Source organism: Haloleucobacter ellipsoideus (assembly GCF_052491725.1).
Window position 1 is genome coordinate 324,914 of record NZ_JBQWAR010000020.1, and the last position, 23,311, is coordinate 348,224.

20 protein-coding genes and 1 pseudogene are annotated in these 23,311 nt (G+C 63.5%); 11 read left to right on the top strand and 10 right to left on the bottom strand.

Translation table 11 applies throughout. From position 1 onward, the window contains the following. Nucleotides 1–65 precede the first annotated feature (65 nt). Entirely contained in the window at nucleotides 66–833 is a 768-nt protein-coding gene (locus ACT6QG_RS13365) for an SDR family NAD(P)-dependent oxidoreductase (protein ID WP_444978061.1), read from the top strand. A 43-nt stretch (nucleotides 834–876) separates the two neighbouring features. Further along, the gene (locus ACT6QG_RS13370) at nucleotides 877–1,314 is read left to right on the top strand and encodes a tautomerase family protein (RefSeq protein ID WP_444978062.1); all 438 of its coding nucleotides are present in this window, start codon (nucleotides 877–879) and stop codon (nucleotides 1,312–1,314) included. Nucleotides 1,315–1,329: 15 nt separating this feature from the next. On the opposite strand, the gene ACT6QG_RS13375 is transcribed toward ACT6QG_RS13370, so the two are convergent. After that, nucleotides 1,330–2,274: a LysR family transcriptional regulator gene (locus ACT6QG_RS13375; protein ID WP_444978063.1), complete on the bottom strand. Its 945-nt coding sequence runs from the start codon at nucleotides 2,272–2,274 to the stop codon at nucleotides 1,330–1,332. Between the two features lie 178 nt (nucleotides 2,275–2,452). Here ACT6QG_RS13375 and ACT6QG_RS13380 point away from each other — a divergent pair, with 178 nt between their 5' ends. Genes ACT6QG_RS13380 through ACT6QG_RS13390 form a run of 3 tightly spaced genes read left to right on the top strand, consistent with a single transcriptional unit; the run spans nucleotide 2,453 to nucleotide 4,725 of the window. After that, nucleotides 2,453–3,712, top strand: a complete 1,260-nt coding sequence (locus ACT6QG_RS13380) for an MFS transporter (protein ID WP_444978064.1) — start codon at nucleotides 2,453–2,455, stop codon at nucleotides 3,710–3,712. 37 nt (nucleotides 3,713–3,749) lie between these two features. Beyond that, nucleotides 3,750–4,070, top strand: coding sequence for a YciI family protein (locus tag ACT6QG_RS13385; RefSeq protein WP_444978065.1), 321 nt, complete (start codon nucleotides 3,750–3,752; stop codon nucleotides 4,068–4,070). 1 nt (nucleotide 4,071) lies between these two features. Further along, entirely contained in the window at nucleotides 4,072–4,725 is a 654-nt protein-coding gene (locus tag ACT6QG_RS13390; RefSeq protein ID WP_444978066.1) for a hypothetical protein, read from the top strand. A 192-nt stretch (nucleotides 4,726–4,917) separates the two neighbouring features. On the opposite strand, the gene ACT6QG_RS13395 is transcribed toward ACT6QG_RS13390, so the two are convergent. Beyond that, nucleotides 4,918–5,805, bottom strand: coding sequence for a helix-turn-helix domain-containing protein (locus ACT6QG_RS13395; RefSeq protein WP_444978290.1), 888 nt, complete (start codon nucleotides 5,803–5,805; stop codon nucleotides 4,918–4,920). 165 nt (nucleotides 5,806–5,970) lie between these two features. Further along, a pseudogene (locus ACT6QG_RS13400) lies at nucleotides 5,971–6,078 on the bottom strand (transposase); the annotation flags it as partial. A gap of 427 nt (nucleotides 6,079–6,505) precedes the next feature. On the opposite strand from ACT6QG_RS13400, the gene ACT6QG_RS13405 reads away from it, so the two are divergent. Next, on the top strand, nucleotides 6,506–7,564 hold the full coding sequence (locus ACT6QG_RS13405) for a helix-turn-helix domain-containing protein (RefSeq protein WP_444978067.1): 1,059 nt from the start codon (nucleotides 6,506–6,508) through the stop codon (nucleotides 7,562–7,564). A gap of 83 nt (nucleotides 7,565–7,647) precedes the next feature. On the opposite strand, the gene ACT6QG_RS13410 is transcribed toward ACT6QG_RS13405, so the two are convergent. Then, nucleotides 7,648–8,370: a winged helix-turn-helix domain-containing protein gene (locus ACT6QG_RS13410; RefSeq protein ID WP_444978068.1), complete on the bottom strand. Its 723-nt coding sequence runs from the start codon at nucleotides 8,368–8,370 to the stop codon at nucleotides 7,648–7,650. Between the two features lies 1 nt (nucleotide 8,371). After that, on the bottom strand, nucleotides 8,372–9,916 hold the full coding sequence (locus tag ACT6QG_RS13415) for a hybrid sensor histidine kinase/response regulator (RefSeq protein ID WP_444978069.1): 1,545 nt from the start codon (nucleotides 9,914–9,916) through the stop codon (nucleotides 8,372–8,374). A 298-nt stretch (nucleotides 9,917–10,214) separates the two neighbouring features. Here ACT6QG_RS13415 and ACT6QG_RS13420 point away from each other — a divergent pair, with 298 nt between their 5' ends. From ACT6QG_RS13420 to actP, 3 genes are all read left to right on the top strand, one after another. Continuing rightward, nucleotides 10,215–11,846 (top strand): acyl-CoA synthetase, encoded by a 1,632-nt coding sequence (locus tag ACT6QG_RS13420; protein ID WP_444978291.1) that lies wholly within the window; start codon nucleotides 10,215–10,217, stop codon nucleotides 11,844–11,846. A 306-nt stretch (nucleotides 11,847–12,152) separates the two neighbouring features. Next, a complete protein-coding gene (locus ACT6QG_RS13425; RefSeq protein ID WP_444978070.1) occupies nucleotides 12,153–12,461 on the top strand; it encodes a DUF485 domain-containing protein in 309 nt (102 codons plus the stop codon). Then, entirely contained in the window at nucleotides 12,458–14,119 is a 1,662-nt protein-coding gene (gene actP, locus ACT6QG_RS13430; protein ID WP_444978071.1) for a cation/acetate symporter ActP, read from the top strand. Before ACT6QG_RS13425 ends, actP begins: the two co-directional genes overlap by 4 nt. On the opposite strand, the gene ACT6QG_RS13435 is transcribed toward actP, so the two are convergent. Together ACT6QG_RS13435 and ACT6QG_RS13440 are read right to left on the bottom strand one after the other, a co-directional pair. After that, entirely contained in the window at nucleotides 14,004–14,558 is a 555-nt protein-coding gene (locus ACT6QG_RS13435; RefSeq protein ID WP_444978072.1) for an HAD family hydrolase, read from the bottom strand. The genes actP and ACT6QG_RS13435 overlap by 116 nt on opposite strands. A 27-nt stretch (nucleotides 14,559–14,585) precedes the next feature. Further along, entirely contained in the window at nucleotides 14,586–15,512 is a 927-nt protein-coding gene (locus tag ACT6QG_RS13440; RefSeq protein WP_444978073.1) for a LysR family transcriptional regulator, read from the bottom strand. A 586-nt stretch (nucleotides 15,513–16,098) separates the two neighbouring features. Between ACT6QG_RS13440 and fumC the strand changes: the two genes are divergently transcribed. Both fumC and ACT6QG_RS13450 read left to right on the top strand, forming a co-directional pair. After that, on the top strand, nucleotides 16,099–17,556 hold the full coding sequence (fumC, locus tag ACT6QG_RS13445) for a class II fumarate hydratase (protein WP_444978074.1): 1,458 nt from the start codon (nucleotides 16,099–16,101) through the stop codon (nucleotides 17,554–17,556). Nucleotides 17,557–17,752: 196 nt separating this feature from the next. Continuing rightward, a complete protein-coding gene (locus ACT6QG_RS13450) occupies nucleotides 17,753–19,546 on the top strand; it encodes an NAD-dependent malic enzyme (protein ID WP_444978075.1) in 1,794 nt (597 codons plus the stop codon). A gap of 330 nt (nucleotides 19,547–19,876) precedes the next feature. Here the strand turns inward: ACT6QG_RS13450 and ACT6QG_RS13455 are convergent, their stop codons facing one another. The 3 genes from ACT6QG_RS13455 to sufC are packed head-to-tail and all read right to left on the bottom strand — an operon-like array spanning nucleotide 19,877 to nucleotide 23,252. Then, nucleotides 19,877–21,121, bottom strand: coding sequence for a cysteine desulfurase (locus tag ACT6QG_RS13455; RefSeq protein WP_444978076.1), 1,245 nt, complete (start codon nucleotides 21,119–21,121; stop codon nucleotides 19,877–19,879). Further along, nucleotides 21,121–22,488: a Fe-S cluster assembly protein SufD gene (gene sufD, locus ACT6QG_RS13460; protein WP_444978077.1), complete on the bottom strand. Its 1,368-nt coding sequence runs from the start codon at nucleotides 22,486–22,488 to the stop codon at nucleotides 21,121–21,123. The genes ACT6QG_RS13455 and sufD overlap by 1 nt, the downstream gene beginning before the upstream one ends. A 5-nt stretch (nucleotides 22,489–22,493) precedes the next feature. Further along, complete coding sequence (gene sufC, locus ACT6QG_RS13465) at nucleotides 22,494–23,252, bottom strand: Fe-S cluster assembly ATPase SufC (protein WP_444978078.1); 759 nt, start codon at nucleotides 23,250–23,252, stop codon at nucleotides 22,494–22,496. Nucleotides 23,253–23,311 lie beyond the last annotated feature (59 nt).

Consider the following 23,311-nt stretch of genomic DNA (forward strand, 5'->3'; position numbering starts at 1 on the left):
CGCCAGCTGCCTCAATCCCACCGCCTCCGGCATGGCGTGCCACCTCCAGATGAATGGGAGCCCCTATGACAACACATGAAGAGCAAGGCAGCGAGATTGCGGTCGTGGTTGGCGCGACAGGCGCCTTCGGCACAGCCATCGTCAACCGCCTCGCGGCATCGGGCCTGCGCATCCTTGCGGTTGCCCGCACCACCGAGGCTCTGGCGGAGCTGAAGGCCCGGGTGCCGCAGGTCGAGCCATGCGCCGCCGATATTTCATCGGATACCGCGATCGAGGCGATCGCCACGGCGGTGAACGGGCCGGTGCGCATGGTGGTGCACGGGCCGGGCGTGGGCGTTGCGGGCGGTATTCTCACTGCCCCGACATCGACCCTGGTGGATGCGGTGAACATCAAGGTCGGCGGCCTGCTGCGGCTGGTGCGCGCGGTGGATGAGCAGCTTTCCGCCGGCGCGCGGATCGTCGCCATTGGCGGCCATTACGGGCTTGAGCCGACAGCCTATGCGGCTTCTGCCGGCATCGCCAACGCCGCTCTCGTCAATGGCGTGCGCCAGCTCAGCCTGGCCTATGGCGCGCGCGGGGTGACGGCGCATCTGATCGTCCCCGGTCCCGCAGATACAGAGCGTCTGCGCCGTGTGGCCGCAGACCGGGCCGCGCTGCGCAACATCACCATGGAGGATGTTCTTGCGGAGATGGCGGCGGAATCGTCCATTGGACGCCTCACAACCCCCGAACAGGTTGCCTGGGCCGTATCCCTCCTCCTCGCGCCGGAGGCGGACGCGATGACAGGCTCCGCCCTGATGCTGGATTCGGGACGCCGGCGCGGGCTCCCCTGAGCCGGAAGCCCGATCCCCGCAAGGCCCTCAAGCAAGGAGATCCATGATGCCAATCGTCACCTTCCATCTTGTCGCGGGGCTGACCTCGGCCGAACAGGACGAACGTCTCCTGCGAGGCGCGTCCCGGCTCTATTCAGAAATCCTCGCGACACCTGTCGAGCGTGTGCGGGCCTTCATCGCCCGCCATGCCCCCGATGCGGTCGCGGTGGGAGGTGATCTGGTGATCTATAGCGGTCGTCATGCCCCCTGGTTCGAGTTCATCGTGCTGGAGGGGCGCCCCGTAGCTGAGCGCCAGCGCCTGCTCATGGCTTTCACAGACCTGATCGTGGAAACGCTCGGCACCCCGCGGGAGCTGGTCCGCGGGAGCTGCCGGCGTGTGGACCCGGAAGACTGGGCGATTGGCGGTGTGCCGGCCTCGCTCGTCCGCAAGGCCGAGGTGGAGGCCCGCGCCGCGGCCGCCACAACGGGGCATGAGGAATAACGGCCGGTCCACCATTTATCGGGCCCGCGGCCGGGTCTTGCGCCCCTTGCGCCTGTCCTCGGCCGGGGCCGCCCCGCTCCGATACGTCTCCACCGTCTCCAGAAAGGAGGCGAGAACCGCAGAGCGGTCATCCTTGCGGTAGATGCAGCTCAGATCCACGATCCCGTTCGCTGGCGCATCGGCCAGCGGGCGGTATACGACATTGCGGAACTGCAGCACTGTCGCCGATTCCGGAACGAGACAGAAGCCCATCCCGGCCGATACCAGCGCAAGGGCCGTGACCACATCGCCCACCTCCTGCGAGATCGTCAGCGGCACCCTCACCTCGCCGAACAGGCTGATCACCTTGTCGATGAAGCTTGGCCGCCCGCCGGTGGGAAACAGCACCATGGGGTGCCCCGCCAGCTCGCCAAAGCTGACCTTTTCCCGCGCGGCCATGGGGTGGTCTGCCTGAAGGGCGACAAGCAGGCTTTCGGTCAGCACCGGCCGGACCTCGATATCCTCCAGAGGCGTCAGGAGCCGGTTGAAACCCACCGAGATCCGTCGCTGCCGCAGCGCCTCGATCTGCTCGGCCTTGCTCATGGTGTGCAGCACCACCCGCACACCCGGATACTGGCTGTGAAAGGCCATCAGCAGCTTGGGCACCACATCGAGAATGGCAGACCCGAAAATGCCGATATCAAGCCGGCCCAGCCGGCCCTGCCCCGCCCTCTGGGTCTGCTCGATCGTCTGATCCACAAGGGTGCGGATGTTGCGGGCCTGCTCCAGCAGCAGCACGCCGGCTTCCGTCATCTCCACCCCGCGCGGCGTGCGCACGAACAGCATCACCCCCAGCTCGTCCTCCAGCTGGTGGATCTGCCGTGTCAGCGGCGGCTGTGAGATGTTCAGGCGCCGCGCCGCACGGCCGATATTCTCCTCTTCGGCAACCGCGATGAAATAATTCAGATGCCGCATGTCCATGGCGTTTCTCCCGCAGGTCATGTCCCTGTGACCGGTTCCGTTTCCCGGAACGCTTCATACCCTGATAGTATCACACTATCACGCAGTAAGTATTTGAAGATATGATACCGCCTGCATAGGGTTCAATACCGGCTGATGAACAAACAAAGAAGCACCGGATTTTGGGAGGATTGGCCACATGGCGAGCGAAATGACCGTTCGCAGCGAGGCGGCGCCTGCCGCCCCCTGGTATCGGAACGCAACCCGGGAACAATGGAAAAGCTTTGGCTCGGCCTATTTCGGCTGGGCACTCGACATCATGGACCTGATGCTGTTCGCGATGGTCATCGGGCATGTCGGGAAGGATCTGGGGTTCGGCAAGGACATGGCCGGGGTGGTCGCCTCGGTGACACTGGTGGCCACTGCATTCGGCGGGTTGTTCTTCGGCTTTCTGGCCGACCGCATCGGGCGCACCCGGGCGATGATGCTCTCCATCATCTGCTATTCGGTGGGCGCGGCGGCCTGCGGCCTTGCCACCTCCCTGGGCATGCTGATGTTCTTTCGCGTCCTGCTGGGCATTGGCGTGGGGGGTGAATGGTCGGCGGGGGCCGCGCTCATCACCGAGACATGGCCGGCCCAGCATCGCGGCAAGGTGATGGCCTGGGTACAGAGCGCCTTTCCGCTGGGCTACGCCATGGCCGCCCTTATCGCCGCAATCGTGGTGCCGCAGTTTGGCTGGCGCTGGGCCTTTGCCTGCGCGCTCATTCCCGCCTTTCTCGCCGTCATCATCCGCCTGTATGTGCATGAGCCGGAAATCTGGGTGCAGCAGAAGGAACGGCCCACATTCCGCCACTCCATGCGCACCCTGTTCGGCACCTATCGCCGCAACACCATCGTCTCCATGTCCTTCACCACCGCGGCCATGTGCGGCTATTGGGGCCTGTTCACCTGGATTCCGACCTATCTGGCCTCCAGCGCGGCAGAAGGCGGTGCAGGGCTTGACGTGCTGAAATCCACCTTGTGGATCGTCGTGATGCAGGTGGGGGCGGCCGTGGGCTGCATCACCTTCGGATACATCGCCGACCGGATCGGGCGCAAAGCCGCCTTTCTCCTGTTCTTTGGCGCCTCCACCGTCCTGATCCCGCTCTATGCCAATGTGTCATCACAGGGCACGCTGCTGGTGATGGGGGCGATCGTGGCCTTCTTCTCGAACGGCTTTTTCTCAGGGTTCGCGCCAACCTTTGCCGAGCTGTATCCCACCAGCATCCGGGCCACCGCACAGGGGTTCATCTACAACACCGGACGGGCCATCAGCGCTGTTGCGCCTGCCATTGGCGGCTTCGTGGCCGCGAGCTATGGCGTTGCGGCGGCGCTGGGTGTCACCGCATCCTTCTTCATGGTGGCGGCCTGCATCGTTCTCTTCTGGCTGCCGGAGACGGTCGGCAAGGAACTTGACTGAACACAGTCTTCATCGCGCACCATCAATGGAGCATCCCATGCAATATCTTGTCACCATGCTCGACGGTACGGATGCCGATGCGCCGGCCCGCCGCGCTGCGGTTCGCCCGCGCCATCTTGCCCGCGCAGAGCAGTTCCAGCACGCCGGCAACCTGCTGATCGGGGGTGCCCTGCTGGACGAGGCTGGCCATGTCATCGGCTCGGCCGCCGTGGTCCAGTTCCACTCCCGCGCCGCGCTGGATGAGTGGATCAACAATGACCCCTTCTTTCTTGAAGGTGTCTGGCAGAACATCACGGTTCAACCCTACCGGGTCGCCCCCCATTACAATATTGCACCCCTGTCCGAGGAGACCCACTGACATGACGGCCTACATGCTGCGCTTCTCGACCATCCGCCTCGCGGAGGGCCAGGGCGAAACCTCCCTGCCCGCGGCCTGCCGCGTTCTGTATCTGCGGAGCGGCCACGCCAATGTCATCACGGAAGGCGCGCTCATGAGCCTTGCGCCCGACAGCGCCTGCCACTCCACCCGGGCAGTGACCATCAGGGTGATCGGCCCTGCGGCCGAGATCTGGTGCTGGGAAGCCGTGCCGCGCGATGACAGCTGCGCCGAGGACAAGGGCGCACTGACCAGACGCTCCGCCTATCCCCTCACCCTTGAGCCCGGCGTGCGCTATGCGATCCGCTGTGACAGGGTGGCATTCCCCCCCGGCGGCATCGCCTATACCCATATTCATGCCGCAGCGGGCGTGCGCTGCCTCCATACGGGCGAGATCGACATCAATTCCCTCGGACATCGCTGGGTGGCCAGGCCTGGCGATACCTGGCTGGAGCGTGGACCTGAGGAGGTGTTCGCCCAGGCGGGCCAGGATGGGCCGGCAAGCTTCATCCGCGTGATGCTGGTGCCGGAGAGCCACTGGGGTCGCTCCACCATCACCTATGTCCGGCCCGAGGATCAGGACACGCCCAAGCCACAGCAGTATTTCCGCTATCTGGAAGCGCCCGTCGTCCTCTGACGCGGCGACAGCCGGTCACGATCGTTCTTCCCAGCGGACCACCTGCCGCCCGGAGCCCCTCACCCTCCGGGCGGGCCTTTTTCATCACAGTACTCAGGTGACCGCATGGCCCTGCCGGTGGAAACACCGGGCATTATCCCCTCACCCCGACACCGGGATGAGGGCCTGAAGCCTCCGCGCGGCACAAGCCGCTCACCGGTCAGGCCGCCTGCTCCCCCGATCGGCACGCCTTCGCTTGAGGGTCTGCGACGGCAGCTCGCCAAACAGCTCGCGATACCGCCCGGCGATCCGTCCGAACTCACCCATGCCCCAGCGTGTCGCCGCCATCTCCACCGTGCAGCGCGCCTCCGCCTCGCTCACCAGATCATACCGCAAGCGGTGCAGGCGCAAGCGGCGCACATAGGCCTGCGGTGACTCATCAACCATGCGCAGGAACGTGCGATACAGCGTGCGCCGCGAGGTGAAGGCCGCCGCCGCCAGCGCATCGATCGTGATATGGCCATCCAGATGCTCTTCGATGTGGCGCTGGGCGCGGGCGAAGATGCGCGACTGGAGGCCGGGCTGCGCGGTCAGCGCCCGTCCATGGGCCGCGCGCCCGAAATAGGTCACGATCACACGCCGCATCAGGCGCAGCGCCGCGATGAGATCGCGCACGGGCGCCGGTGAACCGGCTGCATGCAGCAAATCGAGACGCCGCCCGATCGCCGCCGTCACCCCGGGTGGCGCCTTGTAGCGATGGACGCCTGACCCGGCGAACTTGTGCCTGTCGAACACCAGATCCTCATGGGCCCCCTCCATCTCAAACCGCTCGGGCCGGATCGTGGTTGCCAGATAGAGCGAGTCCGGCATGTAGAAGGCGTGGTGCTCTTCCCCCGGCATGAGCAGCGCAAGGTTTCCCGTGCTTATTTCATGTTGTCCATGCCTTGTTCCCGGCGGCGCGCGCAGGGCAAAGCCGATGGTGACTGTATTCGGCAGCATATGGCCGGACAGGGCGACCTGCCCCTGCATATGTCCACTGGAATAGAGAAACCCCTCATCCTCTATGCTGGCCAGACTGCCCGAGAGAGGGCCTCTGGACATTTGCGTCGCACGCAGGCCCGCGCCATGAACCGCATCGCGCAAATCCTCGATCCACCGGATCGGCACCATGCGGACGGGTTTGTGATGACGGGGCGCAGGCAGCGACCTTTCCGCATTCACGCCCGATGGGCGCGCAAACTGTCTTTTCCAGGCATAAAGCGTGTGACGACTGACACCCAGCCGCCTGGACATCTCGGCAACAGAGTGCCCTTTATCGATGATCTGCACGACGGCATCGCGCTTGAAATCATCACTGAAATAGCCTGATCCCATTGCGATATCCTCGCTTCAGGCGACGTGCCGGGCAGCGCTCAGGCATGCTCGTTCACCCGGTCACAGATGCCGGCACCGGGACAGCAGCAGCCATCTCCAGATAGGGGGCGGCATCAGTTCCGCCTTGGAAGTCCACGGACTTGCGTTCCTGCGGCTGGATAGAAAAAACATCGCAAGCCAGCTTGTCTTTTCACGTCAGGCCGCACCCTTTCCGCAAAGGCAGATGTTTCCGCCGCACACCGCCCGTTCCGGACGGAACCAGAAGGGCGGCAGGGGTGCGACAACACAGGCCCGGCTTTCCGGCCGACCTCCAGATGAATTGCCATTTTTTATTGCTGTTCTGATCGGCATCCGGGACTGTTCCGGGGGAAAGGGCTCCATCAGGAGCAAGCCAGAGAGGCAGGTTTCGGCCGATGTGGAGGCTTTCATGCAGACGCTCCATTCTGTTCCGCTGATCCGGGCCTCCGGCATGGGGCCACTTCCGCAGGTCCTTGAAGAGCGGGTCGGCATATCCGGACTTCTCAAGGCCCTTGAAAAGGAAGGGCTGCCCTTTGCCCTGTGCGAACTGCCCCAGCTGCCCATTCCGGCGCGGTCCATATTCGGCCTGTTTGCACGCGCCTCGAACATGCTCGGCGACAGGACGCTGGGTCTGCATATCGGCCGGCAGATGTCCTACAAGGCTTATGGGCACTGGTCCCGGCAGATCGAGCATGTGGAAAGTCTTGGCAGGGGCCTGCACAATATCAATCTCTCCAGCCACCTGCATCAGGCCTCGGGCTTCACCTTCGAGATGGAGTATCACAAGCGGCATGTCGTCTGGCGCGTGGTTCGCCCACGCTTCATCCCGCTCAATATTTTCCATACAGACCATCTCATCTTTCCGATGATGGATGTCGCACGGGATTTTCTCGGCCCGAACTGGTGGCCGGACTGGGTCGAGGTGGACTATATGCGGGATGGAGAGGCCGGGCATATAGAGCATGAACTGGGCGTGCCCATCCGCTTCGGGCGCAAGGGGGCGGGCATCGCCATACGCCATGAGGACCTGCCTGCATCGCGTGTCCGGCCCTTCGCCATATCCGGGCAACATCCGGTGTCGGGAGATGTGCTCTCCGATGTCGCTCTGCCCGATGCCCCCGAACCTGTGCGCTCCTTCTCCGCCATAGTCGCCCTGCGCCTGCATAGCGGACAGAGCGATATTGACGGGGCCGCCCGCCTGACGGGCATCGGCATGCAGGGGCTGCAACGCCGGTTGCGCCATGCGGGCTACACCTATCGCGAAGTGCTGGAGGCCGCGCGGCGCAAGCGGGCCCTGTTTCTGCTGGGACACACCGCCCTGCCCATATCAGATGTCGCCGCCGCCCTCGGCTATGAGGACCAGTCCAATTTCACGCGGGCCTTTTCACGCTGGACAGGCTACCCGCCCTCGCGCTTCCGGCAGATGGCCAGAAGCAGCACGCCTGCGCCCGGTGCACCGGGCCATTGATCGCCTCCTGATCCGCTCACCCGCACCATGCATCCATGCATCGCGCCGGTCCGCGCCATCGCCCGGGAGCGGCCGGTTCCGGCCTATCCGCCCCGGCTCCATTCCACCGCGGGCGCGAACATGTAGCCCGCGCCATAAACGGTCTTGATGATGAGCGGATTGCGCGGGTCCTCGCGCAGCTTGGCGCGCAGGCGCGAGATGCGCACATCTATCGAACGGTCAAAGGCAATATTGCCGGCTGTCTCATCTCCCTCCATCAGGGTTTCGCGGGTCTGCACCCGCTGGGGGCGGGAGGCGAGCGCGCGCAGCAGGCGCACCTCGCTGGCCGAGAGGTCGATTTCATCTCCATTGGGTGCAATCAGGCGATGGCCGTGGAAATCCGCGGTCCAGCCACTGAAGCGGACAATATTGTCCTCCGCGCCCGCGGCGCCCTCCACCCGGCGCAACACCGCCCGCACCCGCGCCACCAGCTCGCGCGGGTCGATGGGTTTCAGCAGATAGTCATCCGCCCCCATTTCCAGGCCAAGAACCCGGTAGGACACATCCGTCCACACCCCGCTGATGGCGATGGCGGGAATGGCCTCGGATTTCAGCCGGCGGGCAATCACCTCGAACCCGGCGCCATCCGGCAGGCTCATGTCGACAATGCAGATGGCCGGGCGTACCTGCGCGAGCCGACGCTCGAAATCCCGCACCAGCCCCACCGATTGCGCCTCAAAACCCTGCTCGCCGAATGTGCGCACCAGAATGGCGGCCAGATCGGCGTCGTTTTCAAGGATGAGCACCAGCGGGCGTACCGTCGACATCTTATATTTCCTCTCGCGGCCCGTCTCCGGCCGGGGCCGTATCGCTCTTCATCCGCACTGTCCGCCCGCCCTCGATCAGGCGCACCAGCTCCTCCGGTGCGAAGGGCTTGACCAGCACCGGAAGGGACAGCCCGTCCCTATCCTTCTCATCCGCACCATCGAACCCCGTCATTAGGATGATGTGCAGGCCGGGGCGCAACCGCGCCGCCTCCCGCGCCAGCCGGAAACCGGACATGCCCGGCATCACCACATCGGTCACAAGGGCGCGCAGCTCATCCACCCCCCGCACCAGTTCCAGCGCCTCATCACCGCTGCCCGCCTCCAGCACCACATAGCCGGCATGGCCCAGCTGGCGCCGGATGGTGCGGCGGATCTCGTGATTGTCATCCACCAGAAGGATCAGACCCTGCCGGGCACTGGCGGCCTCCGCGCTCTCCGCCTGCTCCGGCATGGTCTGCGCGGCGGCGGCGGGGAGCAATATGGTGAAACGGGTGCCCACCCCCTGGCGGCTTTCCACCGAGATGGCCCCCTGCGACTGGCGCACGAACCCCCAGACCATGCTGAGCCCCAGCCCCGTGCCCTTGCCAGCGCCCTTGGTGGTGAAGAAGGGCTGGAACACCTGGGCCGCCGTATGCGCATCCATGCCCGTGCCCGTATCCGCCACGACGATACGGATCAAACGCTTCTGCGTCTCCAGCGGGGGATATTCCACGCAGATGCGCAGCTCCCCGCCATCAGGCATGGCATCGCGCGCATTCAGGCACAGATTGAGAAGGGAGATCTCGAACTGGGCGCGATCCACATTCAGCGGCACCGGCTCGCCCTGCCGCTCCACACAGACGCGGATGGTGGCGGGAAGCGTGCGCCGCAGCAGCGTGACAAGACCGGCAATGGCGGCTTCCACATCCAGCCGCTCGGGCCGCAGGGGCTGGCGGCGGGCAATGGCCAGAAGCTGGCGGGTGAGCCGTGCGCCCTGTCGTCCGGCGCGGATCGAGGGCTCTATATAGTCCTCCAGCACCTCATCCGAAACCAGCCCCTCCCGAAGCGGGAGGAGATTGCCCAGAATGATCGCCAGCAGATTGTTGAAGTCATGGGCAATGCCGCTGGCGAGCTGGCCCACCGCATCCATCTTCTGGGCCTGAAGCAGCGTGGCCTCGGCCTGCTTCTGCTGGGTGACATTGATGGAGCAGACATAAAAGCCCAGAACGGTCCCGTCCTCGGCGATATCCGGCCGCAGAAAGGTGCGCACGGTGAGGATCCGTCCGTCCACATGGCCAACGGGATGAATGAAATCCACCGACTGGCCCGAATGGGCGGCCGCGAAGAAAGGATCACCCACCGCCATGGCATCGGGCCAGATGAACTCGTCGGCATGCTTGCCCTGCATGTCCTCCGGCGTCCACCCGTAAGCCGCGGCGAAACGCTGGTTGGCGAAGCGGTAGATCTTGTTCTGGTCGACATAGGCGACACCCACCGGCAAGGCATCGGTGATGACACGCAGGCGCGCATCATCCGCTGGCGGAAGCGTCGTGAACGAACGTGGCATGGCGTCCTCCCGGAAGCTTTGCGCTTCCTGACCCGGACTGATGCCTGACATCGACATCCGGGCTTTTCAGGACAGGACGGTAGGGCCAGATGTTCCCCTTGGGAATGATACGAATGGCTTTGTTACAATTCGTTGTAATCCGGAAAAGCCTGCGCAACAGTCCAACTGCAACTTGCGCGCGATGACGGTGCCCGAACCAAGGCGCCGCGAGGGAGAATAAAGAAGCGCGGAAAGCGCCCTCATAAAACTCCGCGCGGAGAGGCCGTGGCACCGCCACCATGTGGAGGACAATGCCATGATGACGCCCCCCTCTCCCTATGGGATCGGGCTGGAGAAGAATGCCGCCAACCATATTGCCCTGACACCCGTGACCTTTCTGGAACGGGCGGCATCCATATGGCCGGACCGCACCGCCGTGGTGCATGGCGCCACCCGCCGCAGCTGGGCCGAAACCGCCCGGCGCAGCCACAGGCTCGCCTCCGCCCTGCGCGGGCGCGGCATCACGCCGGGCCATACGGTCGCCTTCCTCGCGACCAACACCCCCGAGCTGCTGGAAGCCCATTTCGGCGTGCCGATGATGGGCGGCGTGCTCAACGCCATCAACACCCGGCTCGACGCCAAATCCATCGCCTTCATCCTCGACCATGGCGAGGCCCGCATCCTGTTCGTCGACCGGGAGTTCTCCGCCACCGCCCGGCAGGCCCTGGCCCTGCTGTCGCGCCGCATTCCGGTGATCGATATTGACGATCCCGTCTATGACGGCGAAGGCGCGCGGATCGGCGAGAAGGATTATGAAGCCTTTCTTGAGGAAGGCGACGAGAACGAAACCTTCTGCGGCCCCGCCGATGAATGGGACCCGATCGCCCTCAACTACACCTCCGGCACCACGGGCAATCCGAAGGGGGTGGTCTATCACCACCGCGGCGCCTATCTGAACGCGGTGTCCAATGTCATGTCGTGGGGGCTTTCGGGGGCGCCGGTCTATCTGTGGACGCTGCCGATGTTCCACTGCAATGGCTGGTGCTTCCCCTGGAGCATCGCGGCCGCTGGCGGCACCAATGTGTGCCTGCGCGCGGTGCGGGTCGAGACCGTGCTCGACCTGATGCGCGATGAGGGGATAACGCATTTCTGCGGTGCGCCGATCGTGCTCAACATGATCAACAATGCGCCCGCCGCATTGCGGGAGGGCATCCACCAGAAGGTCCATGCGATGGTCGCCGGCGCGCCGCCGCCCGCTTCCGTCATCGCCGGCATGGAGCGCATGGGCTGGGATGTGACCCATGTCTATGGGCTCACCGAATGCTACGGCCCATCCGTCATCAATATCTGGCAATCGCACTGGGACGGGCTGGATCTCGATGCCCGCTCCGCCATCAAGGCCCGGCAGGGCGTGCGCGGGCCGGTGCTGGAAAGCCTGATGGTTGCCGATCCCCAGACACTGGAGCCGGTGGCGCGCGATGGCGAAACCATTGGCGAGATCTTCATGCGCGGCAACAATGTCTTTGCCGGCTATCTGAAGAACCCCACCGCCACTGCCGAGGCCTTTGACGGCGAATGGTTCCACACCGGTGATCTCGCTGTCTGGCATGAGGACGGCTATGTGGAGATCAAGGACCGCTCCAAGGACATCATCATCTCGGGCGGCGAGAACATCTCCTCCATCGAGGTGGAGGATGTGCTCTACCGCCATCCCGATGTGCTGGAAGCGGCCGTCGTCGCCCGCCCCGACGAGAAGTGGGGCGAGACCCCCTGCGCCTTCGTGGTGCTCAAGGAGGGCGCGCGCGTGACACAGGAGGAGCTGCTCGCCTTCTGCAAGACCCAGCTCGCCGGTTTCAAGACACCCAAGGCCATCATCTTTGGCCCCCTGCCGCGCACACAGACCGGCAAGGTGCAGAAATTCATCCTGCGTGAGACCGCGCGTGAACTCTGAAGCCGTTTCCGGCGCGGCCCGTCCCGGGTTCTCGCCGGCATGGCTGGCGGCCCCGCCAAGGGGTCGCGCTTGAGGACACGCCGTTTCGCAGCGGACGCGCCAGCGTGATGGCGCGCCCGCCTTCCGCATGTGCGTGACACCACAGCGGGAAACGCAACGCGATGCGCATGCACCGATGACAGCCTGTCCGTCCGGCCGTGCAGCGCCGGCCGGATGGACGCGACCCTTCACCGGACACTTCCAAGACAGCCCCCGCACGACACGAGGATGCGGAACAGGCGCGACCCCCCTGAGGAGGAAACAAGAATGACCGACACCATCAATGCCCGGATCGCGCGCGATCCGCGGTTCCAGGCGATAGCCAGCCGAAGAAACAGGCTGGCCTGGACCCTGTTCGCCATCACCATGGTGCTCTATTTCGGCCTGATGCTGACAGCGACACTGGCCCCCGCCATTCTTGGCCAGCCCATCAGCGCGGGCGGCACCACCTCCATCGGCTGGCCCCTCGGCGCGGCCGTGATCATCATTCCCTGGCTGCTCACCATCCTCTATGTGAACCGCGCCAATGTCGACAGCCGGGACATGGCCGAAGTGGTGGAAGAGGTGACGAAATGAACCGCATTCTCCTCACCGCCTCCGCCGCCGGCTTCAGCCTTGTCCCGACGCTGGCCTTCGCACAGGACAGCGCCCAGAAGCAGCCGCTCAACATCACCGCCATCACCATCTTCGCCCTGTTCGTTCTGGCGACCCTCGGCATCACATGGTGGGCGGCCAAGCGCAGCAAGACCGCCTCGGACTTCTACACCGCCGGCGGTGGCATCTCCGGCTTCCAGAACGGGCTTGCGGTGGCTGGCGACTACATGTCCGCCGCCACGCTTCTGGGCATCACCAGCCTTGTCTATATGCGCGGCTATGACGGCTTCCTCTATGCCATCGCCTTCTTCATGGGCTGGCCGGTGCTGCTGTTCCTGATGGCCGAGCGCCTGCGCAATCTGGGCCGCTTCACCTTCTCCGACATCGTGTCCTACCGGCTCGATCCGAAGGCGATGCGCATCATGGCGGCCTGTGGCGGCCTGATCGTGGTGTTCTTCTATCTCATCGTGCAGATGGTGGGCGCCGGAGAGCTGATCCAGCTGCTGTTCGGGCTGGAATACAATCACGCGGTCATCACCGTCGGCGTGCTGATGACGGTTTATGTCGTGTTCGGCGGCATGATCGCCACCACCTGGGTGCAGATCATCAAGGCGACGCTGCTGCTGTTCGGCGGCACGCTTCTGGCCGTTCTCACCTTCGCCCATTTCGGCTTCGATTTCGGGCGGCTGACAACGGCGGCAGTGGCGGTGCACAAGGATGGCGCGGCCATCATGGGCCCCAGCGTGCTGCTGCGGGACCCGGTGCAGGCCATCTCCTTCGCGCTGGGCGCCTGCTTCGGCCTGCTTGGCCTGCCGCACATCCTGATGCGCTTCTTCACCGTTCCCGATGCGGCTGAATCTCGCAAGAGCGCGGTCTATGCCTCGGGCTTCATCGGGTATTTCTTCCTGCTGATCTGCATTCTCGGTCTCGGCGGCATCGCCATCGTCTCCACCAATCCCGAATATTTCGTGGGCGGGAAAGTCGGCGGCGCGATGATCGGCGGCAGCAACATGGTGGCGCTCCATCTGGCGCAGGCGACCGGTGGCAACCTGATGCTCGGCTTCCTCTCCGCCGTGGCCTTCGCCACCATTCTGGCGGTGGTGTCCGGCCTTGCCCTGGCGGGTGCGGCGGCGGTCAGCCATGACCTTTACGCCAATGTGTTCCGTCGTGGAAAGGCGGCGGAAGGCTCGGAAATGAAGGTGACGAAAATCGCCACGGTGATGATCGGCGTCATCGCCATCGGGCTCGGCATCCTGTTCAAGGGGCAGAACCTCGCCTTCCTCGTGGCGCTGGCCTTCGGCATTGCCGCTTCCTCCAACTTCCCGGTGCTGATCCTGTCCATGTACTGGCGGGGCCTGACAACGCGCGGCGCGCTGGCCGGCGGCATTACCGGACTGGTTTCGGCGGTGACGCTGGTGATCCTCTCGCCCGCGGTGTGGAAGAACGTGATCGGCTTCCCCGAAGCCATCTTCCCCTATGACAACCCGGCCCTGTTCTCCATGTCCGCCGCCTTCCTGATGGCGTTCATCGTCTCCAAGACGGACAAGAGCGTGCGGGCACAGGCGGAAAACGCCGCGTTCGAGGACCAGTATGTGCGGGCCCAGACGGGCTATGGGCGGGCAGCCGCCTCCAACCACTGAGCCTGTTCCCGGCCACACACAAAAGCGGCGCCCGGATCTCTCCGGGCGCCGTTTTCATGTCAGCTTCCAATCCTGCACCGGCACGGTGAACATCCCCCGCCACCAGAAGGTGCGAGCCGATGCCCAGCTTGCGGGAGATTTCAGAGCCGATGGCCACATCATCGCCCGTCACCATCTTCACATCGATGCCAAGGGCTTTCGCCTTGGCGATGGTGTCGGCCGCATCCGGGCGGGGCGGGTCCAGCATGGGCAGCAGGCCCAGCAGGGTCCATGTCTTCTGCCCGTCATCGGAGCGGGCAATGCCGAGGGCATGGGTGTCGCTCTTGGCCAGATTGTCCACCGCGCCGAAATAGGCGTGTGCGGTATCTCCATCGCGCACGCCCTTGCCCAGCTCAGGAAAATATGAAGCTGCGGCAAGATGATGGAGCACATTCCCCATCTTGCCACAGCTTGTCACATCCTGAACTCAGGCCTGCCCTGGCAGATCCTGCCGATCAAGCCCTGCCGGATCGGCAGAACCCCGTTCGGCGAACTGGCTGACAAAGCCGCGCAACACCTCGATGAAGACATGAATGGCCGGGTCTGCTGTGCCGGTGCGGCGCTGGATCACATAATCCAGCGTGCCAAGCTCGGGCAGGCTCCAGCCCTGCGGAAGCTGCTGGAGATTGGATGTCATGAAGTTGCGGCCAATGGCCATGACGCCCAGCCCCGCCTCCGCCGCCGCAAGAAGGCCGAGCAGATTGCTGCCCTGCGCCACCAGCCGCCATGGCCGCTGGGATTCCAGCAGCGCCTGCTCCACCAGATCCCGCGTGAGGCTTGGCCCCAGATAGGTGATGAGGGGAAGGGTCTCGCTCGCCCGCACCGGCTCCATGTCCGGCCGGCCCACCCAGATGATATCCTCCCGCCAGATGAGATCTCCGCCGTGATCTCCACTGTGGCACTTCCCCAGAATGATGTCCGTATCCCGCATGTGCAGGGAGTCGTGCAGATACTCGTTCCGCCCGGTCAGGAACTGGATTTCGAAATGCGGATGCTGGGAATGGAAGATGCTGAGGATGCGATGCAGATTGGTGGTGGCGAACTCGTCCTCGATCCCCACCTTCAGCACACCGGCGATGGGCGGATGGGAAAGGCGGCGGCGCGCATCCTCGGCAATGGAAAGAATGGCATTCGCATAGATCAGCATCGACTCGCCCTCGGGCGTAATCTCCACGCTGCGTGTCGTGCGGCGGATGAGCTGGCGGCCGGCGCGCTTCTCAAGACGGGCGATGCGCTGGCTGATGGTTGACTGTGCAACGCCCAGAAAATCGGCTGCCTCGCTGAAACTCTTTCTGGATATCACCGCCTGGAATGCCTGCAACTCATCCGTATCTATCAGGCTATCTTGTTTCATCGTTCCACGCTGTTGTTCGTCGGGGCCTTCCCTCGTTGGTATCATGTTTATGTGACGAGACCAGCCGGGAAATGCAGCTTCCTGCATTGATTGCATCTATCGATAAATAGAATAGGGCTTCCGGGAATATGCCGATATTTTCCGCACCTGCAAAAATAGAGGTTGTTCGGCCAAGATCACTCCACTAATGTTCATGAAAGCACATAATGTGAGCATGGATAAACACTTTTATTTGGACTGATTAAATAAAAGTGCGATGCAGCACACATCATGAGACATTCAGGGGACATGAAGGACCACGCATGGTGATTTCGTCCTTTTCCCACCCTGCCTGCACGGGCGGGCGCACGCGCAACCCTTCCGCATCCGGTGTGCATTCATCCCGCCCGGGATGATGCAATCCCTGCATATCTGCGCCGCGCAAGCGGTTTTCCGGCCTGTGAAAACAGCGCCTCCGGCTGTCGTGAACGTTCAGGCAAGGGCTGTGACGCCCGTTTCCTGTTGTCTCCTTGTCAAACACGCCCCTTACCCATGGCCTGTGCGGGTGAGCGGGTATTTTCCCATTCATGAGGGAGTTGAGGGCATTATGGCTGACGATGAGTCCCACCCCACCATTCAGGACATTCCTCTGGGCCTTGCCGCAACGGGCGAGCGCCAGGAATTTGACAGCATGGGCCAGGTGATGGTGCCTGCGAACCGCTATTGGGGTGCGCAGACCCAGCGCTCTCTGGTCCATTTTTCCATTGGTGACGACCATATGCCCAAGGCGGTTTATCACGCCTATGGATATGTGAAGAAGGCCGCCGCGCTGGTGAACAATGCCGCCGGCCGCCTGCCGGACTGGAAGAAGGACGCCATCGTCCGCGCCGCCGATGAGGCCATTGCCGGCAAGCTGGATGAGAACTTCCCGCTCTATGTCTGGCAGACGGGCTCCGGCACCCAGTCCAACATGAATGTGAACGAGGTTCTCTCCAACCGCGCCATCCAGCTTCTGGGCAGCACGCTGGGCAGCCAGCATCCGGTGGGGCCGAATGATGATGTGAATATGGGGCAGTCATCCAATGACACCTTCCCCACCGCCATGCACATCGCCTCGGTTCTGGCGCTGGATACGCAGCTTCTGCCGCAGGTGACCCTGCTTGTGGAGGAGATCGAGAAGAAGGCCGATGGCTGGATGGATGTGGTCAAGATCGGCCGCACCCATCTGGAAGATGCCGTACCCCTCACCGTGGGGCAGGAATGGCATGGCTGGGCCGGGCAGATCCGTGCCGCGATTGCCGATATCGAGGCCAGCCGCAGCGGCCTGTATGAGCTGGCCATCGGCGGCACGGCCGTCGGCACCGGGCTGAACGCGCCCAAGGGCTTCTCGAAGGATGTGGCGGCGAAGATCGCCGAGCTCACCGGCAAGCCCTTCATCACCGCCCCCAACAAGTTCACGGCGCAGGGCTCTCTGGATGCGATGGTGCGGGCCCATGCGGCGCTGCGCAATCTGGCTGTCGTGCTGATGAAGATCGCCAATGACATGCGCTGGCTGGCTTCCGGCCCGCGCTGCGGTTTTGCCGAGCTGATCCTGCCATCCAACGAGCCGGGATCGTCCATCATGCCCGGCAAGGTGAACCCCACCCAGTGCGAGGCGATTGTGATGATCGCCATTCAGGTGATGGGCAATGACAGCGCCGTGGCGATTGCAGGCAGCCAGGGCAATTTCGAGCTGAACGCCATGCGCCCGGTCATCATCAACAATTTCCTGCATTCAGCCCGCATTCTGGCTGATGGCTGCGAGAAGTTCCGCACCTTCTCGGTGGAAGGCACGGACCTCAACCGCAAGAAAATCCAGGAATATGTCGAAGGCAGCGTGATGCTGGTGACAGCCCTGTCCCCGGTTATCGGCTACCAGAATGCGGCGCATATTGCCGAGGCGGCCATTGCCAATGGCACCACGCTGAAGGACGCCGCCCTCGCCTCCGGCAAGGTGAGTGAAGAGCAGTTCGACCAGATTGTGAAGCCGCTCGACATGGTGGGTCAGGGGCTGGCCGGGGCCTGATGTTTGCAAAGCGAGGCATCCTGACCCTGATTTATACAAGTATTGGATAAATCATACATTCATCACAGGCAGATACGGGAAGACACAAAACAGTTTCATGATCGCGATATATTCGGGAATGATCTGGAAAATACAATATTATTCCCTAATTTAAGCGCCATAGGCACACACGAAAATTCCATAGCGGAGAAGCAGGATGTTCAGCAGACAGGCAAAGGTTGTAAAGGACGCAACGGGCCGCCGGATCAAGACCACCGCCCGCGGATATCAGGTTCTGCGGGACCCCGCGCTCAACAAGGGCACGGCCTTTACTGCGGCGGAGCGTGATGCACTCGGGCTCAATGGCCTTCTGCCGCCTGTCGTCACCACCGAGATGGAGCCGCAGCTTGAGCGCGCCTATGCCGCCTATCATGCCGCGCCGACAGATCTGGCCAAGCATATCTATATGTGGCGGCTGCACGATAATAATGTCACCCTGTTCTACGCCCTTCTCCAGCGCCACATGATGGAGATGCTTCCGGTTGTCTATGATCCGGTTGTCGGCGAGGCCATCGAGAACTACAGCGAGGTGATGACCCGTCCGCGTGGCGTGTTCCTCTCCATCAACGAGCCTGAGAAGATCGAGGAAAAGCTTGCCGCATTCGGTGCGGGAGCGGACGATATCGACCTTCTGGTTGCTTCGGATGCGGAGGAAATCCTGGGTATTGGCGACTGGGGCTCCAATGGTATCGACATTTCCATTGGCAAGCTCGCGGTTTACACGGCAGCGGCGGGTGTGGACCCGCACCGGGTCATTCCCGTTGTGCTGGATGTGGGCACCAATAATGAGAAGCTGCTGAATGATCCGCTCTATGTGGGTTATCGCCACTCGCGCATCCGCGGCAAGCAGTATGATGACTTCGTGGATGCCTATGTGGCGGCCGCGCACAAGCTGTTCCCCAAGGCCATGCTGCACTGGGAGGACTTCGGCTCCACCAATGCCCGCCGCATTCTGGCCCGCCATCGCGACAAGCTGCCCACCTTCAATGATGACATGCAGGGCACCGGTGCCATCGTTCTGGCCGGCCTGCTGAACGCGGTTGAGCGCACCGGCAAGAGCTGGGCCGAGCAGCGTGTGGTCATTCTGGGTGGCGGCACCGCCGGCTGCGGCATTGCCGACCAGATCCGTGACCATATGGTGCGCCATGGCGTGCCGCATGATGAAGCCACCCGCAAGATCTGGATCGTCGACCTGCCCGGCCTGCTGACCGAGGACATGGCGGACCATCTGCTGGACTATCAGCGCCCCTATGCCCGCCCGCTGGCCGAGGTCGCAAACCTCAAGCGCACGCCGTGTGAGCCGATCCCCGCCGATGACAGCCGCTGGCCGGCCATGGAATCCCTGCGGGCGGAACGCGCCGCGAAGGATGGCATCATCGACCTTGCCACCGTGGTGGGTGAAGTGCACCCCACCATCATGATCGGCACCTCCACCACGCCGGGCATGTTCACGCAGAGCATCGTGAAGGATATGGCCGCCCATGTGGAGCGTCCGATCATCTTCCCCCTCTCCAACCCCACGCTGCTGCATGAGGCGACCCCCGCACATCTCATCGAGTGGACGGACGGCAAGGTGCTGGTGGGCACGGGCGCGCCTTTTGACGATGTGCACTATAACGGTGTCACCTATGTCATCGGTCAGGCCAACAATGCCGCGCTGTATCCGGGTCTCGGCTTTGGCACCATTGTCGGCCGCGCGGCCAAGGTGACGGACGAGATGATCTTCGCCGCCGCCCAGGCCGTGGCCGGACAGGCCCCCGAAGATGCGCCGGGCGCCTCCCTTCTGCCCTCCAATGCCGATCTGCGCACCACCTCCAGCGTTGTCGCGACCGAGGTGATCCGCACCGCGCAGGCGCAGGGTCTGGCCCGTGCCGACAATCTCGCCGATCCGGTCGAGGCCGTGCGTGAGGCGCAGTGGTGGCCGGTCTATGCGCCGGTGGATGCCGAGTGAGTGACCGAAGGGCTGGCGCATCAGCTCCATGATGCGCCATGAAGACAAGAAAGCGGGTGGAGCAGTTCTGCTCCACCCGCTTTCAGTTCCAGAACCATCTTTCCGGTTTTTCTGTATCGGCCGGCTTGTGTTCGATGCGGCTGAAGATCCTCCGGCCTGCGGCGGAACAAGACGCACCCATCTTCCCCGCTCCTGAGCGGGCAATCTCCATCACATCATGTCACAGCGGAAACATCCGGCGACCGGCCTGTCCATTCAGCATCCAGGACAGGCAGGGCTCGGCCACGAAGCCTGAACCCTGCCCTGATGTCATGGATTGCCTGCCTGCTCTCAGCCGAAAATATCCTGCGCCTTTTTCAGCGCGGCAATGAAGCGGTCCACATCCTCGCGCGTATTATAGAGGCCGAAGGATGCACGGCAGGTGGCATTCACCCCGAAACGCTCCAGCAACGGCATGGCGCAATGGGTGCCGGCACGCACGGCGACACCATCCATGTCGATCAGCGTCGCGACATCATGGGCATGGGCGCCCTGCATCTCGAAGGAGATGATGGACCCCTTACCCGGCGCATCACCAATGATGCGGATGGCATTCAGCTCCCGCAGCCGCGCCTGCGCATAATGCGTCAGATCTTCCTCATGGGCGCGGATACGGTCCTTGCCGATGGAGTTGATATAATCGATCGCAGCCCCCAGCCCCGCGGCTTCCACGATCGGCGGCGTGCCGGCCTCGAACCGGTGGGGCGGATCTCCATAGGTGATGGAATCCTGCCGCACCTCACGGATCATCTCGCCGCCGCCATTGAAGGGCGGCATCCGCTCCAGCAGCTCATATTTGGCATAGAGCGCGCCAATGCCGGTTGGCCCATACAGCTTGTGGCCGGTGAGGACATAGAAATCGCAGTCGATATCCTGCACATCCACATCCAGATGCACGGCCCCCTGCGCGCCATCCACCAGCACCGGAATGCCACGCGCATGGGCGATGCGCACCACATCCTTCACCGGCACCACCGTGCCCAGCACATTCGACATGTGGGTAACGGCGACCATCTTCGTGCGTTCGCTCAGCAGTGCCTCGAACGCATCCAGATGAAAGGCGCCATTCTCGTCCACCGGCGCCCATTTGATAACCGCCCCCAGCTTCTCGCGCAAAAAGTGCCAGGGCACGATATTGGCGTGATGCTCCATGATGGAGAGCACGATTTCATCGCCCGGCTGGATGCGTGAGGCCCCGAAGGTGGCGGCCACCAGATTGATGGCCTCGGTGGCGCTGCGGGTGAAGACGATCTCCTCATTCCGCCGCGCGTTCAGAAAACGCGCCACCCGTTCGCGCCCGCCCTCATAAGCCTCGGTGGAGGCATTGGCGAGGTAGTGCAGGCCGCGATGCACATTGGCATATTCGGTGCGATAGACCTGATCCATCCGCTCCAGCACCTGAACCGGCTTCTGCGCGGAGGCGCCATTATCGAGATAGGTCAGCGGCTTGCCGTGCACCTTCAGCGAGAGAATGGGAAAATCCTCCCGCACGCGGTTCACATCATAACCGGCTCCGGTCACGGCAGGATGGTTCATCAGTTACGGTCCTTCAGCCAGACGCGGGTGGCCTCGATCAGCGCATCGCGCACACCCTCATTCTCGATGGTGTCCAACACCTCGCCCACAAAGGCCTGAATGAGCAGGGCCTCGGCTTCCTTTTCGGGAATGCCGCGGGCCATGAGATAGAACTTCACCTGCTCATCCAGATTGCCCGTGGTGCAGCCATGGGCGCACTGGACATCATCGGCGAAAATTTCCAGCTCCGGCTTGTTGTCAGCCTCGGCCGTATCGGAAAGCAGAAGCGCACGGGTCATCATGCGCGCATCGGTTTTCTGCGCTTCGCGGCGCACGGCAATGCGGCCCTGGAACACATCACGCGCACGGCCATCGAGAACGGCGCGGAAGTTTTCACGGCTCTCGCAATTGGGAGCCAGATGCTCCACGGCCAGAGACGTATCCGAATGCTGCTGGTTGGACAGCATGGACACGCCGCCAAAAACCGCATGGATCTCCTCGCCGGAAAGCTGGGAGAAGATCTGGTTGCGGACAATTCGGCCACCCAGCGTGTAATGCGCGGTTTTCAGGAGGGCGGAACCGGCGACATCCAGCAGCACAGTGGCGATGTGCAGGGCGGCATCGCCCTCGCGCACCAGCTTCACCCGGTTGAGCTGCGCACCCTCGCCCACCACCAGTTCCAGTGCGGTATTGACCTGATAGGCCACGCCATCCGGCCCGTCATGGCTTTCCACCAGCGTGGCCTTCGCATCCTTTTCCAGCACCACCAGCGAGCGGGTATAGATGGAAACGGGCGCGGTGCGGGTGTTCACATGAATGAACTCCAGCGGGCGCTTCAGTTCCACCCCCTCGGCCAGATGGATGACAAGGCCATCCGCCATGAAAGCCGTGTTGAGCGCGGCCATCACGTCCGTGCAGGGGAAGGTGGCATCCAGCCGCTCGGCAACAGAAACATCACCCAGCCTGACATCCCCGCGCAGCGCCTCGGCCAGCGAGAGAATGGTCAGGCCGTTTTCCAGATCCGCCAGATCCGAAAGGCCGGGCACGAAGGCGCCATCCACCACATAAAGGCGGCGCGCCTCCACCTGCGCGAGCAGGCCGGCAGATTGCGGCGCGCTTGTCAGCGGCTGGGCGGGGGCCTCCACCAGGGGCGCCATGTCGCGCATCATCTGGCGCAGATCGGTATAGCGCCACTCCTCCACGCGACGGTGCGGCAGGCCGGCGGCGGCAAAGCGGGCGAAAGCCGCCTCGCGACGGGCCGCAAGGGCGGTATTGCCGGGCAGGCGCGCCTTCACCTGTTCAAAGGCGGTGGCGAGCGCCGTTTCAGCGGCGGTGCGCGCGGGCCCGGAGGCCGGGCGCGCAGTCAAGATCCGGACGTCAGCACTCATGGCCATCACGCCGCATCCATATATTTCGCATAGCCGGTTGCCTCCAGCTCGCGCGCAAGATCGGCATCACCCGAATGCACGATGCGGCCATTGGCGAACACATGCACCACATCCGGCACGATATATTCCAGCAGGCGCGGATAGTGGGTGATGATGAGATTGGAGCGCTCCGGCGAGCGCAGGCTGTTCACACCGTTGGAGACAATCTTCAGCGCGTCGATATCGAGGCCGGAATCAGCTTCATCGAGAATGGCGAGGCTGGGTTCCAGCAGCATCATCTGCAACACTTCGTTGCGCTTCTTCTCACCACCGGAGAAGCCGACATTGACCGCCCGCTTGAGCATGTCGGAATCGATCTCGAGCACCTTGGCAATGGCGCGCACCTTGCGCAGCAGTTCCGGCGCGCCCATTTCGGGCTCTCCGCGGGTCTTGCGCTGGGCGTTCACCGCCGTGTGCAGGAAGGACATGGTGGGCACGCCGGGAATTTCCAGCGGATACTGGAAGGCGAGGAACAGGCCGGCGGCGGCGCGCTCATCCGGCTCCATCTCCAGCAGATCCTGGCCGCGGAACAGCACCTGTCCGCTGGTCACCTCATAGCCCGGCTTGCCGGAGAGCACATAGGACAGGGTGGACTTGCCCGCCCCGTTGGGCCCCATGATGGCGTGCACCTCACCGGGATTGATGACGAGATTCATGCCTTCAATGATCTTGCGACCATCCTCGATGCGGGCATGAAGGTCGCGGACTTCCAGCAGGGGAGACATGGGTGGTTTCCTTTGAGCGTCTGTTCTTTGGGCCGGCCCGGTGGTGGGGCCGGCATATG